Genomic DNA, 13,034 nt, shown 5'->3' on the forward strand with positions numbered 1-13,034 from the left:
TCCCCTCCTATGCTGATTGTACGCTGGTTAAAAAGGCTTCGATCTCTTCTTTGGTTTTGCGATCCTTGTTGACTAACCGTCCCAGCTCCTTGCCGTCTTCGATAACGACGAGGCTAGGAATCCCAAAAATGTTCCATTCAACCGCTACATCCATGTATTCATCACGGTCGACTTCGATAAATTGAAGCTCTGGAAAGTCCGCTTCGATCTCAGGCAATTGCGGTTTGATGTATCGGCAATCGCCACACCAATCGGCGGTGAAAAAGAAGACATTTTTGCCTTTCTCCACATATGTTGCTAACTCTGCTAAATCTTTTGGAATAATCAAATACTCACCACTTTCTTTTCTTTCAGTATACACCTTTCTTTCAGGGACTACCAACTGACATGCTGATCTTGCAAAGCCCTGCAGAAAAAAAGAGACAACAGATGGCTGTCTCTTTGCTTTCGTTCATTCTCGCTTATTGTCCTGCCAAGATCGTATCAACAGTGGAACGATCCAAACCTTTCAAGACTTGAATCACCATTTCCCGTGCCGCTTCATAATCAGCGATACTGAATAATGTTTGGTGAGTATGGATGTAACGTCCAGGAACACCGATGACTGAACTTGGGATCCCTTCATTTGCCATGTGTGCCGCACCAGCATCGGTACCGCCTTTTGAAACAAAGTATTGGTACGGAATGTTGTTGCTTTCTGCTGTATCCAACAAGAATTCTTTCATCCGTGGCAACATGATCATGCCTGGATCATAGATTCGCATCAAAGTCCCTGCCCCTAGATGACCAAAGGTACCATTTTTGGTGACTGTGTCATCTGCTGGCGAGCAATCGACCGCAAAGAACAAGTCGGGTTTGAATTTCGTCACAGACGGACGAGAACCTCGTAAGCCGACTTCTTCTTGAACATTGGCACCAGCAATCAGCGTATGGCCTAACGTTTCCTCTTTCAAGGCTTCAAGTGCTTCTAATACGACTGCACAGCCGTAACGGTTATCCCAAGCTTTCGAGATGATGTTTTTCCCATTGGCTGTTTTGATGGTTTCCACTTGTGGGACGATCGTATCGCCAGGACGTACACCAAAGCTTTCTGCTTCTTCTTTTGATTCAAACCCAGCATCAAACAAAATATCTGTGACTTCGACATTTTTTTGACCGCTGCTTCCTCGCAACAAATGTGGCGGTACTGAAGAAGAAACACATGGATAATCGCCTTTCGCTGTTTTCAATGTAAAGCGTTGAGCAGAAACCACATAAGGGTTCCATCCGCCTAAAGGAGTGACTTTGAATAAGCCGCGATCGGTGATCGTCGTCAATAAGAAACCAACTTCATCCATGTGAGCAGCTACCATCACTCGTGGTGCATCTGCTTCTTGGTGGTGACGCAAACCGAAGATGCCGCCTAAGCCGTCTTGTTGGATCTCGTCCACCAAGGGGGTCATCGCTTCACGCATATACGCCCGCACGTCGTGTTCAAACCCGCTGGTTCCTTGTAACTCCGTTAGTTCTTTGATGCGTTGAAATGTTTTTTCTTCCATGATCATTCGAGAAACACGTATCGGTTGTTTGCTGCCCTAAAGAAACAAAGCTGCTTTTTTTGAAAAAGCAACGCTTGCTGTTGCTGTGTTTTCCAGCAATTTTTGGGTGAAACAACGGATGTGCTCTCTTCCTCCTTATTCCTACTGATATTCTTTATTATAGCGCAAATTTCTATTGTTGGTTATTTTTCTTATAGAATATTTCTAAACTATGGTAAACTATTGTTAAGAGAACCTGTGCTTTCACCGAGATCAAAACATTCGGGAAAACTTACTTTAGGAGGGACATTAGATGGAGAATGAGCATCCATTGCATTATTTTAAAAATGGACTGACCATCGGTTTAGGTCTTGGCTTTGCAGGAGGGATTTTTTCAACGATCTGGTTGAAGAAAAGGCAAGCCATGAATGCCGATGATGTCTTAGACAATATAAAAGCAGCATTTATCAAAGAAGGACCGATCGAAGGTTCTTGGATCAATTTCGAAAAACAACCTTTGCGCAAATTTGCGATCACTTCCCAAGGTTATACTGGCGGCATCACCCGCACCGAAGACGGGCAGCTTGTCACCTATGAATTTTTGGCAGATGCTCATACAGGTACCGTCTTAGATATCCAACGAGCAATCGTGGAATAATCACTGCACTTACGACCAGCTTCTTAAGAGGCTGGTCTTTTTTCTTTTTAAGCAGCGCTTTTACTGGAGCAAGGTCGCAAGATCCAATACCACGACTTCATCGATGCTGCCGCCTTTTTGCCGATACGCCCATGCCCCACTTTCAAACAAGCAGTACAGCTGTCCTTTTTGTACCACGATCTGTTCAAGGTAATGGGGAAACTTGATGCGCCGCAACGCATGTTTGCGGGTCAGCACCGTTGCATCCTTTGAAAAGACCCATAGCTCCGCCGACCCTGGTCCAAAGGAACGTGCCAGCAACATGTATTCAGTGGTAAAGGCGATACTTTGGACTTTCGTGGTGGTGACCCTTCTCTTACGCGGCTTGATGCGAGGAGGCGTTTTGCGACCGCTGTCTGAAAGAACAGGCAGCGGATAATTCGCCACCACGCCTCCTTGTTTCAAGGCAAAGGTCCCTGAGACAAGTTCACCGCTATCGGCTGCCAAATAGGAGCTGTGAGTGATGCCTGCCAATTCGATGACTTGCTGATAAGCGATAGGCTGATTGGTTGCCAAGGAATCATCTTCCAGCAGTGCTTGTAGAGAAACACACGCCACGCGCCCCATTCCTTTCCCTGTAATGGTTAGCCACAGCATTTGCGTTGCTCGATCAAAGACTAGCCCACCGACATGGGGGCGTTTTGGCAGAACCACCGTTTTCAGATGCCGCCCGCTCGTTCTTTCTATTATATAAAGCTGTGAGTGATGTTCCTGCTGCGAACAATACGCTGAGATGAACAAATAGTCCTCTGAAACGGCCAACCCTTGTGGGGTCATTGCCTGACATTGATCTGCATGCTTGTGCAGCCTCGTTTCTGCTTTCGCCGTTGCCTTCGTTGCCACTGCGGCAGTGGCTTCTTTTAAACCAGGAACAAAAAGGACTGCTTCCCTTTTTGCCCCGGCTGCCAGCCACGCTTGCCGCACGCTGGGATAACGCTTCAGCTGGGCTGCCAGTGCTTGGTTGTGGCGTGTATGTCGTTGCTTTTTCAGCCAGTACACCACAAAAAGGCCAACCGCAAACACGCCCAAAAGCAGCAAGCTCTCTGTTTGTCTCATTGATTGGCCTCCTTGATGAATTCCCTCTTGTCGGTTGATTTACCAACCGCTTATTGTTTGTCTATTCGTAATACTGCTTAGACTACTTGAACTTCAACATCAATGTTGCCGCGAGTGGCCCGAGAATACGGACAAAAATCGTGGGCTTCTTCTGCAATTTTCTCTGCCTCGGCTTTTTCAACGCCTGGTAACGATACCTCTAAAATCACGCCGATTTGGTAACTACCGTCCTCATGCTGATACAAAGACACTCTTGCTTTAACTTCGGATTCGGATTCGATGTTATGCTCTTTCAGCATATGCTGTACGGCACCGTTGAAGCATGAAGCATAGCCAGCGGCAAATAATTGCTCTGGATTGGTCCCTTCACTATGAAGACCTGGCTTGTCGATTTTCAGGTGAAAACTACCGTTTGGTGCTTCGACCTCTCCGACACGTCCGCCTCGATTGATCATCGCTGTTTCATATTGCTTTTTCATTGAACCTCTTCCTTTCTTTTTTTGACCTACTTCAAGTGTAACGACAATTTTCTAATCTGACAAAAGGATTGCTTATGCATCCTTTTAAAAAACAAAAAAGGCAAACCCAGAAACTCTGGATTTGCCTGTCTATTCAAGGTAGTTCCTACCCGAAATAAATGAATGAAAACAATTGCTGAATGGACTAGCCGTTTGAACGTCCTAAGAAGAATGAAACAACAGCAACTACAATAACCGCACCAATAATTGATGGGACGATTGCCATTCCAGCAAGTGATGGACCCCAAGAACCTAAGATCGCTTGTCCAATAGCTGAACCTACTAAACCTGCAACGATGTTGGCGATCCAACCCATTGATCCACCTTTATTTGTGATAGCTCCGGCGATCAAACCGATAATAGCTCCTACGATTAATACCCATAACCAATGCATATTTTTCTCCTTCTTTCTTTTAAGTAGTTATTACACATATTATGTTACGCTTAATCCCCGTTTTAGACAAAAGATTTGCACTCAATTTGCAAAAATAATTTTCAAACCTTGTTATATTAACGTTTATCAGCACTTCTTAATTATCGTTGTAAGAGCTTTAATTCGTTTTTTTTAGTATTGGTGCATTTTTTGAAATCGTTTTATTTTGTATTTTGCATCTTATCCGCTAAACTGAGGGAGAACCACTCTTATTTTGTCAGATAATTGGCACTTTTCACTCCTCGATCAGTCCTAGGACTGCTATCTTTTCAGTACATCAGCTATTTTTCATTGGGGGACGTTTCAATCGTTTTCGATTGGAAACGTTTTTTTGAACAAAATCATTCAATAAAGGAGAGGAACAAAATGAACAAAAAAATAGGGTATTCAATTTTGCCTTTGGCGGCAGTGATGTTAGGGGTCGCTGGCTGCGGCAGTGGTGACAGTGCCAGCGACAGCAAGCAGATTCGTATGTTCGTTTCTGGAGATACCAGTGAAGGCGGCGCTTATTCGAAAATGGCGGAAAAATACAAGGAAGAAACTGGTGTGACTGTCGAAGTCACCGACGTGCCTTATGCAGACTTGCTGACAAAAATCACCAAAGCTGTTCAAGCGGATGATGCGCCAGAGGTCGTGCGGGTTTCAACCGTTCAACCTGACTGGAATGACTATCTGATGGATCTATCGGACATCGCCAGTGAGGCAAAAACATTGGAATCGATGACGATCAAAGATGAAGCAGATGTCGTCAAAGCACTCCCTTCTGATGTCACTGCCACTGGGTTGTTTATCAATACGGATTTGTTTGACGAAGCTGGTGTGACCTACCCCACTTCGGAAGAGGACATTTGGACTTGGGATGAATTTTTAACCGCGATCAATGAAGTCGTTGAAAAAACCGATGCCAAATACGGCATGGTCATGGACGCGTCGGATCACCGTTTACGGGCTTTCACCTATCAATACGGGGGACAAGATTTCTTTTTAGATGACAGCGGTGATTCTTACACGACCGATGATGCTACGAAAGCGGCTTTGCAAAAATTTGTTGATTTGAACAATGACGAAGTGATGCCAAAATCGGTTTGGACCTCTGGAGAAGATGCTTCTGCTATGTTCAAGAGCGGCCGTGTTCCAGCTTACTTTTCTGGCAGCTGGCAGATCGTTGATTTTTCTACCAACATCAGCAACTTTAACTGGCAATCCACCTATTCTCCTTATGAAGAGACCCGCGCGGTCAATATGGGCGGCAACTTCATCACTGGCTTCAACAATAGTAAAAACAGTGAAGAAGGCGAAAAATTCATCAAATGGTTGTACGAAGAAGAAAATTACAAACAGCTTTGTACCTATGCTGGTTACTTACCTGCGGTGGAAGATTTGACGGTCGACTATGAACAAGGCCAGGATGCTTATGAAATCTACAACCAAGAGATCGCAGCCGCTGCTCAACCAATCAGCAGCAAGCAAACTACCGATCAAGTGACGATGAGTATGAAAGGCTACACTGGATTGACAGGGGCTTACCGTGATGCCATCGTGCAAGTATTAAATGATGAAATCACATTAGATGAGGCAATCGACAAGACGATCAAGGATTACAATGATGGGTTTTTGAAGAAATAAACAGACGTTCAACCACAAAGAACCCATAGTCTGGCTTTTTGCAGACTGCGGGTTCTTTGTTGCTGATACGATCGTCGGAGGAGGAATTTTCTGTGAGTACTTTACAAAAAAACAAATGGCCGTTGCTATTCACTGGTGCAAGCATCATTTTGTTCATTATCTTCTTTTTGATTCCAGCACTCTTAGGACTTTATTACTCGTTAACCGACTATAAAGGCTTTGCGACAGCCAATTTTATCGGCTTGGCGAATTATCAAGAATTGTTTCAAGACGCCAGCTTTTATAAAGCACTATTTCGTACATTTCGTTATGTGATCATTCTGGTCCCAAGTATCTATGTCGTTTCTCTCGCCGTCGCTTTGATGTTGAACAGTCAGCTGGCGAAAGGCAAATTTTTCGCAAAGATCATTTTTTTCTTACCATGGACCATCTCTGGGATCATCGCTGGGGTTATCTGGAAATGGCTGTTTGGTGAAAACTTTGGCTTTATCAACTTTATTCTAGAGCAAGCAGGACAACAAACTGTCCCGTGGTTTACCGACTCGAATGCTGCCTTTTCTGTCATTATTTTGGCTGCCATCTGGGGCGGGACTGCCTTTAACATGCTGCAATTTACTGCAGCTTTGAAAAATATCCCTCGCTCATTGTATGAAGCTGCCGAGATCGACGGCGCCAGCTTTGGGCATAAATTACGCTACATCACCTTGCCTATGCTGCGGCCGACTTCCTTTATGGTCATCTTATTGGCTTCGATCGGCGCTATGAAAGAGTTCGCCCTCGTGCAATCGCTGACCAATGGTGGTCCAGGAACCGACAACATGTTGATCGTGCAATATATCTATACGACTGGGTTTGACAAAATGCGGGTCGGCTATGCCAGTGCTGCCTCCATGGTACTTTTCGTGATTCTTTTACTGTTAGGCTTAGCACAAATGAAGATTGGAGGCGGCAAGAATGACATCTAAGACCATCAAAACCAAACGACCTGTCACAAGAAAGTCAGCGATGTTTTTTTTAACGTTGGCACTGATCATCACTTCCCTGCTGTACCTTTTTCCACTGCTTTGGTTCTTATTGAGTGCCTTTAAACCAGGGACCGAACTATTTGCTTATCCCTTGAAAATCATTCCTGAAAATCCAACCATTCAAAACTTTATTGATGCTTGGACAACATTGGATTTCTTTCGTTACTTCAATAATACGTTGATTTCAGCGGTGGTCACCACTTTATTGACGATCCTAGTCAGCGCCGCCTGTGGCTATGCCTTTGCAAAATACGATGCGAAATGGCTGCGTTTTTTCTTCATCTGTATCATCGCCACCACCATGCTGCCGACAGAAGTTATCATGAACCCAACGTTTTCTGTCATTCGTTCACTAGGATTATATGATAACTTGCTGGGGATCATCATCCCTTCCATCAATACAGCAACAGGTATCTTTATGTTTCGGACCTTTTTCGTCTCCGTTCCTGACGATCTGATTGAATCAGCCCGCATCGATGGTGCTTCGGATGGGATGATCTTTTTGAAAATCATGCTGCCGATTGCCCGACCAATCATTATGACACTGGGGATCTTTTCCTTCCAGTGGCGGTGGAATGATTATATCTGGCCCTTGATCGTCTTGAATGATCCGAAAAAATACACCTTGCAAGTGGCGATCCGCAGCTTGGTGGGCGCGGAAAATATCAATTGGACGATTTTGATCGCTGCCTCGGTAATTTCCATTTTGCCTTTGCTGCTGGTCTTCCTCGCCTTTCAGCGCTGGATTCTCGACAGCAATTTAGACAGTGGACTAAAATAAAAAAAGTGCCGACTGCTTCGTCGCACCTTTCTCCTTTTATGGATGAACGGTGCCACAGAGCAGCGGCGCTTTTTATTTTGAAAAGTCTTTTCGTGACAAGTAGACGGCGGTTAAAATGCCGACTAAAATAGCCAAGCCAAAGACGACGATCGTACCGATCGCATTGTCTTTTCCTGGGAGTCCCCCGGTGTTGATCCCCCATAGCCCCGCGATCAAGGACGGCACTGCCACCACTAATGCCGCAGAGTCTAAGTATTTCATCAAATGGTTTAGATTGTTGTCCATCATATCGGAGAACAAGCCACCGATGGTTTCTAGCAAGTCGCGATAGATAGTGACCATTTTCATGGCAAATTTCTGCCGCAGCTTGATGTCATAAACGAGTGCTTCATTATCCAAACGATCCAAAAATTCTTTGCGATCCATCAATCGATCGACAGTATGGTTTTGGTCCCGCAAGGTGTGATCAAGATAGACCATATCTCGTTCGGTATCGGCTAAATTGAACAATTCCTTGTTTTCCGTCGTTTTACGGGCTGCTTGATCCAAATCATCGATTTGCTTCTTCATCTCCTGCAAACCTTTGATGTAATGGGTGTAGATCATCAACGTGGCGTAAGCAACAATATCTTCATACCGCTGGATATCTTGCTCATGCTTTTCGATCAATCGTTTGATCAGATTGGATTGTTCAGATACGTAGGTGATCAACAGATCCTTGGTGTAGATAAAAGTCACAGGCTCAAGTCGGTCTTCGATCCGATCCTCAGTCGCTTCCGATAAATCGATCAAGGTATAAAGAATCGGATGATGAAACTTGGTATTACGGAGGTATTCCAACCGTGACACTTCTTCTGGATCGTTCGCTCCCATAAAAATATCTTCGGGCAGTTGATACTTATCTAACAAGTGTCGTTGTTCCTCTGGATCTGTGCCAGAAACCACTAGCCAATTGTAATCCTCCTCCGAAGATTTCCTTATTTTTCGGTCTTCCATTTTGTAATACTGAAACATGGTGACTCGCTCCTTTTCTAATTCTCTCTTAATTTAACTATCTAACGCTTACGGCTTTTTGTCAAAATAAATGGCTTTTCTTTTCGATGCTTTTTTCATTCGGGAGAAAGTGCATTTTGTTAGACGAACGTTTCGATTCATGAGAAACTTTTTATGGGCCCAATAAAAAATTTTTAGGAGGAATCGTATGTTTCGTCATCAGAAAGAATTGCAGTTTGAAGCTAAGCCAGAAAAACCAAATCCGTTAGTTGCGAAATACCTTCAAGAATTAATCGGTGGACAATATGGAGAGATGAGTGTTGCCATGCAATACTTATTCCAAGGATGGAGCTGCCGTGGGGAAGAAAAATACAAAGACATGTTAATGGATATCGCTACTGAAGAGCTTGGACACGTTGAAATGTTAGCAACGATGGTTGCACGTCTACTGGAAGGTGCACCTGTGGAAGATCAAGAAGCGGCTATGAAAAAAGACCCAACGATCGGTGCGATCATTTCTGGAATGAATCCGCAACATTCCATCGTTGCAGGCTTAGGACCACGTCCTGCTGATAGCGTCGGCAATCCATGGTCAGGTGCGTATATCATTGCTAGTGGCAACTTACTTGCTGATTTCCGTGCCAACTTAAATGCGGAATCACAAGGTCGTCTGCAAGTAGCACGCATCTATGAAATGATCGATGACCGTGGGGTCAAAGACTTACTTTCAGTTTTATTAGCACGTGATAGCTACCACCAAAATCTCTGGGCAGCTGCCGTGAAAGAATTGGAAGAAAACGAAGGCTCAATTTTAGTGCCGACTACCTTTGACCGCAAAAACGAACGCTTAGATATCGCTTATGATTTCTATAACTTCTCAGAAGGCGACCAAAGTAAAGAAGGCTCTTGGGCGAAAGGCAAAGCCCTTGATGGTGAAGGCGAATACCAATGGCTAGACGAACCAAAAGTCGAAGGAAAAGCGCCAAAACTCGATCAAGTCACACCAAAAATGTATGGCACACCGCCTGAAAAATAATTTGATCAAAAAGAGCAATTGTTTCTGAAACAGAAACCGTTGCTCTTTTTTCTTTGTCTGTTTGAGCAAGTTGGTTACGTTCCTGTCAAAAAAGCGTTAGAGTAGAATGTAGAAAAGAAAAGGAGGAATCATTTTATGAAAGCACCTTTACTGACATTAAACGACGGCAATTTACGCCCCGCATTGGGCATCGGTACCTATCAGATCCGTGGTGGCGAAGGATTGAGCCAGCTGCAAGCAGCGATCGCCGACGGGTATCGCTTGATCGATTCTTCAACCAATTATGACAATGAAGGCATTGTCGGCAAAGCGATCCGTCGCTCGGGTATCCCACGTTCAGAATTTTATATCACCTCAAAATTACCAGGAAAATACCATGGCTATGATGATGCCTTAACCAGCATTCAAGAATCCCTTGCTCGCATGGGGCTCGACTACTTCGATGCCTTTTTGATCCACTGGCCATTACCAAAACGCGGCAAATATGTCGAAGCTTGGCAAGCCTTAGTGACCGCCCAAAAATTAGGCTTGATCCGTTCCATCGGCGTTTCCAATTTTGAACCAGAACATTTGGATGCCATCATTGAAGCAACTGGTGTGACTCCTGCATTAAATCAAATTGAGATCCATCCTTACTGGGTCCAAGAACGGATGGTCGCAGAAAACAAAAAGCGCGGCATCGTAACGGAAGCTTGGAGCCCATTAGGTCGTGGCAGCGATGCCCTGAAAGAACCACTGATCACTGAATTAGCTGAGAAATACCAAAAATCAGCTGGTCAAATCATCTTGCGCTGGCATGTGGATCGTGGCATTTTGCCCCTTCCAAAATCAAGAAACCTCGCCCATCAACGAGAAAATCTTGCAATCTTCGACTTTGAACTGACTGAAGATGAAATCAATCAAATCAATCAGTTAAACAAAGCAGACGGCCGCATCGATGGTCAAGACCCAAATGAGTATGAAGAATTTGAATAAACAATGATACCTAAAAAACATCATCTGCTACTCCTTGATCGACGGAGCAACAGATGATGTTTTAATATCAATAATAAACGAATTTGCTTCCCTACTTACAGCTGATAATGGATCGCTTCTTGGTACTTTTCAAACAGGGACTGGTTCAATTCATCCCCGCCGTCTAGGTTCGCTGAGTAAAAAATCGGCGGATAGTCGACACCGGCTTCTTTTAGTTTTTGGCAAACTTCAACGATGATCGCATTTAAGATCGTTGCGCCGACTACGGTGGATGTGGGGCCGACTTTTTGTTCGACGTCAGGAATCGTACACGCTGCATCGCCAATCTCCCCATGATTGTCGATGACGATATCCGCCGTTTCAAACAAACGCAAGCCTGAAGTATGGCGGCTGGTGACTGTTTTTGAATAGGTAAGATTCGTTAATGCGATGATCTTGACCCCCTTTTCTTTGGCATGAAGCGCCATATCGATGATAACTGGGTTTCGCCCAGACACCGAATGCAAGATCAGCACATCACCTGCTGTAAAGGGTTGGGTCGCCGCCAAGGCACTACCGTAGCCTTCTAAGCGCTCCATTTTACTAGTGAAGGTGATTGGGCTGCGATCAAGCATCAGTTCTCTTCCAAAGATCGCGTTGATGGTCATCATGCCGCCTGCTCGATAATACATCTCTTCGGCTAAGATCCCAGCGTGACTTGCGCCAAAAATGTAGATGGCTTTTTTGGTCAAGTTGGCTTGCGTCAGTAATTCAATGGCTTGCTCAATCGCTGGTGCTTCTTTTTCTTCTACAATAGACAATAGTTCTTTTGCTTTTTCAAAGTATTGAAACATTTAAAACCCTCCAAACAGCTTGCCGATCAATTCACCAAGGATGCCCCATAGAGATAAATCGTTCCCACCGAAAATCAAGATCCAGTTTTGAATCGTCGTTGAGAACATCGCTGCAGAGATCCCAACGAGTGCTACCATAACGACAGAAGCTGTGATCGTACCAATAATGGCACCTCGCAAGCCCCCTTGCCCTTCGCCGATCACCGCAGCACCGCCACATTCAAAGAAGCTGGTGATAACTAAAGGAACGATCAAAATGCCAAAGACGTTGGTCGTATTGGCAATGACCACTAAAATCGTTGAGGTGATCATCGCCACGATAAAGCCGATGATTACAGCATTTGGACGATAGTTGAACAAGATTGGTACATCAAAAGCTGGTTTCGCTCCAGGAACGACTTTTTCTGCGATCCCTTGAAAGGCGGGAATGATTTGGTTGATCAATAGACGTACCCCATACAACATGATCAATAATCCTGCACCGAAGTTCAAGCCAGCATCAACCGCAAACATCACCAAGTTGCCCCCTTCAGGAACTAATACGGGCGCAATCAAACCGATAACGATATTCATCAAAAACATCACTAACGCGCCAGTAATCGATATTTCACGGAAAAACGAGAGATTTTCTGGCACTTTCAAATCTTCCGTCGATTTTTCTTTGTTTCCGACCCGTTTTGCAACAAAGCCTGAAACCAATGACAAGATCCCCGTTGGATGACCGATCAAGAATGAATCATCGCCTGTGGCATCCCACACATATTTACGCATGATCCATGGCATGAAGGACCAGTAACAAGCAGATAGAACCGCCCCTAAAATCAACAATGGGATTCCGGTAAGTCCGCCTTCAACGCCCCCAGCGACGATGACGAACGGGAACCACCACAACATGTGACCGGTGAGGAAAATCGTCTTCACAGGTGTAAAGCGAGCAATCAATAAATGAATGACAAGTCCGAAAAACATCGCTAAACCTACTGTTCCGCCGTATTCTGCCGTAAAGGTGATGTCAGAGAGCCCATCTGACACAGCAACGCCTAATTGGGTTTGAACCGCTGCATTGATCGGTGCGATCGTTCCCACCAACATATTTACCCCAGCCGTCAATGCCACCATCCCGAAGGAAGCTGTTAAGGTTCCTTTAACGACTTCTGCAAAAGGTTTTCTTTGTACCAATAACCCAATCATGGCAATGATCCCCAGTAGGACTGGCGGATTTTTTAAAATATAATCCGTGACAAAATTCATGATTATCCCTCTCTTTCAGCTAAAAATTTTTCCATTTGCTGTTTGACTTCTTCTTTATCCATATACTTTTTGATTGGATAAACGGGTGCTTTCACGGATGCTTTTAACTCATTCAATAATTCATTACTCGTAAAATAAACATCTGCTGGTGTCGCTTTTGCCGTCGATAAATCAGTATTCTCGGCAGTTGCCGTCAACCCTAACTCTTTGATTACCTTGTCGATCGTCATCTTCAATACCATTGAGCTTCCTACACCAAATCCACATACTGCTAAAATTTTCATATCCTTTTC

At 44.5% G+C, this 13,034-nt stretch carries 15 protein-coding genes; 6 read left to right on the forward strand and 9 right to left on the reverse strand.

What is annotated here, in order from left to right; genetic code table 11:
• Positions 1 to 7 precede the first annotated feature (7 nt).
• Positions 8 to 328, reverse strand: a complete 321-nt coding sequence (locus tag IGJ05_RS06425; RefSeq protein WP_034857755.1) for a thioredoxin family protein — start codon at positions 326 to 328, stop codon at positions 8 to 10.
• A gap of 133 nt (positions 329 to 461) precedes the next feature.
• On the reverse strand, positions 462 to 1,538 hold the full coding sequence (pepA, locus tag IGJ05_RS06430) for a glutamyl aminopeptidase (protein WP_005225427.1): 1,077 nt from the start codon (positions 1,536 to 1,538) through the stop codon (positions 462 to 464).
• A gap of 292 nt (positions 1,539 to 1,830) precedes the next feature.
• Here pepA and IGJ05_RS06435 point away from each other — a divergent pair, with 292 nt between their 5' ends.
• Complete coding sequence (locus IGJ05_RS06435) at positions 1,831 to 2,175, forward strand: peptidase (protein WP_005234590.1); 345 nt, start codon at positions 1,831 to 1,833, stop codon at positions 2,173 to 2,175.
• A 60-nt stretch (positions 2,176 to 2,235) separates the two neighbouring features.
• Here IGJ05_RS06435 and IGJ05_RS06440 read toward each other — a convergent pair whose 3' ends face one another.
• The 3 genes from IGJ05_RS06440 to IGJ05_RS06450 all read right to left on the reverse strand — a co-directional run bounded on the left by IGJ05_RS06440 (position 2,236) and on the right by IGJ05_RS06450 (position 4,182).
• A complete protein-coding gene (locus tag IGJ05_RS06440; protein WP_262119073.1) occupies positions 2,236 to 3,270 on the reverse strand; it encodes a hypothetical protein in 1,035 nt (344 codons plus the stop codon).
• 77 nt (positions 3,271 to 3,347) lie between these two features.
• Complete coding sequence (locus tag IGJ05_RS06445; RefSeq protein WP_005225423.1) at positions 3,348 to 3,749, reverse strand: Ohr family peroxiredoxin; 402 nt, start codon at positions 3,747 to 3,749, stop codon at positions 3,348 to 3,350.
• A 184-nt stretch (positions 3,750 to 3,933) separates the two neighbouring features.
• The gene (locus IGJ05_RS06450) at positions 3,934 to 4,182 is read right to left on the reverse strand and encodes a GlsB/YeaQ/YmgE family stress response membrane protein (RefSeq protein ID WP_005225422.1); all 249 of its coding nucleotides are present in this window, start codon (positions 4,180 to 4,182) and stop codon (positions 3,934 to 3,936) included.
• A 405-nt stretch (positions 4,183 to 4,587) separates the two neighbouring features.
• On the opposite strand from IGJ05_RS06450, the gene IGJ05_RS06455 reads away from it, so the two are divergent.
• From IGJ05_RS06455 to IGJ05_RS06465, 3 genes are all read left to right on the forward strand, one after another.
• On the forward strand, positions 4,588 to 5,847 hold the full coding sequence (locus tag IGJ05_RS06455) for an ABC transporter substrate-binding protein (RefSeq protein WP_144770729.1): 1,260 nt from the start codon (positions 4,588 to 4,590) through the stop codon (positions 5,845 to 5,847).
• A 92-nt stretch (positions 5,848 to 5,939) separates the two neighbouring features.
• The gene (locus IGJ05_RS06460) at positions 5,940 to 6,812 is read left to right on the forward strand and encodes a carbohydrate ABC transporter permease (RefSeq protein ID WP_010747712.1); all 873 of its coding nucleotides are present in this window, start codon (positions 5,940 to 5,942) and stop codon (positions 6,810 to 6,812) included.
• Positions 6,802 to 7,653: a carbohydrate ABC transporter permease gene (locus tag IGJ05_RS06465; RefSeq protein WP_010747711.1), complete on the forward strand. Its 852-nt coding sequence runs from the start codon at positions 6,802 to 6,804 to the stop codon at positions 7,651 to 7,653. Before IGJ05_RS06460 ends, IGJ05_RS06465 begins: the two co-directional genes overlap by 11 nt.
• Positions 7,654 to 7,725: 72 nt before the next feature.
• Here the strand turns inward: IGJ05_RS06465 and IGJ05_RS06470 are convergent, their stop codons facing one another.
• A complete protein-coding gene (locus IGJ05_RS06470) occupies positions 7,726 to 8,667 on the reverse strand; it encodes a magnesium transporter CorA family protein (RefSeq protein WP_144770727.1) in 942 nt (313 codons plus the stop codon).
• Between the two features lie 187 nt (positions 8,668 to 8,854).
• Here IGJ05_RS06470 and IGJ05_RS06475 point away from each other — a divergent pair, with 187 nt between their 5' ends.
• Both IGJ05_RS06475 and IGJ05_RS06480 read left to right on the forward strand, forming a co-directional pair.
• The gene (locus IGJ05_RS06475) at positions 8,855 to 9,682 is read left to right on the forward strand and encodes a manganese catalase family protein (protein WP_010747709.1); all 828 of its coding nucleotides are present in this window, start codon (positions 8,855 to 8,857) and stop codon (positions 9,680 to 9,682) included.
• A gap of 135 nt (positions 9,683 to 9,817) precedes the next feature.
• Positions 9,818 to 10,657: an aldo/keto reductase gene (locus IGJ05_RS06480; protein WP_005225416.1), complete on the forward strand. Its 840-nt coding sequence runs from the start codon at positions 9,818 to 9,820 to the stop codon at positions 10,655 to 10,657.
• Between the two features lie 95 nt (positions 10,658 to 10,752).
• On the opposite strand, the gene IGJ05_RS06485 is transcribed toward IGJ05_RS06480, so the two are convergent.
• Genes IGJ05_RS06485 through IGJ05_RS06495 form a run of 3 tightly spaced genes read right to left on the reverse strand, consistent with a single transcriptional unit; the run spans position 10,753 to position 13,025 of the window.
• Positions 10,753 to 11,490 (reverse strand): SIS domain-containing protein, encoded by a 738-nt coding sequence (locus tag IGJ05_RS06485; protein ID WP_005225415.1) that lies wholly within the window; start codon positions 11,488 to 11,490, stop codon positions 10,753 to 10,755.
• Positions 11,491 to 12,741 (reverse strand): PTS ascorbate transporter subunit IIC, encoded by a 1,251-nt coding sequence (locus tag IGJ05_RS06490; protein WP_060791761.1) that lies wholly within the window; start codon positions 12,739 to 12,741, stop codon positions 11,491 to 11,493. It abuts the gene before it with no gap.
• A gap of 2 nt (positions 12,742 to 12,743) precedes the next feature.
• Positions 12,744 to 13,025, reverse strand: coding sequence for a PTS sugar transporter subunit IIB (locus tag IGJ05_RS06495; protein ID WP_005225413.1), 282 nt, complete (start codon positions 13,023 to 13,025; stop codon positions 12,744 to 12,746).
• Positions 13,026 to 13,034 lie beyond the last annotated feature (9 nt).

Source organism: Enterococcus sp. AZ167 (genome assembly GCF_051714025.1).
Classification (GTDB): Bacteria; Bacillota; Bacilli; order Lactobacillales; family Enterococcaceae; genus Enterococcus_D; species Enterococcus_D casseliflavus.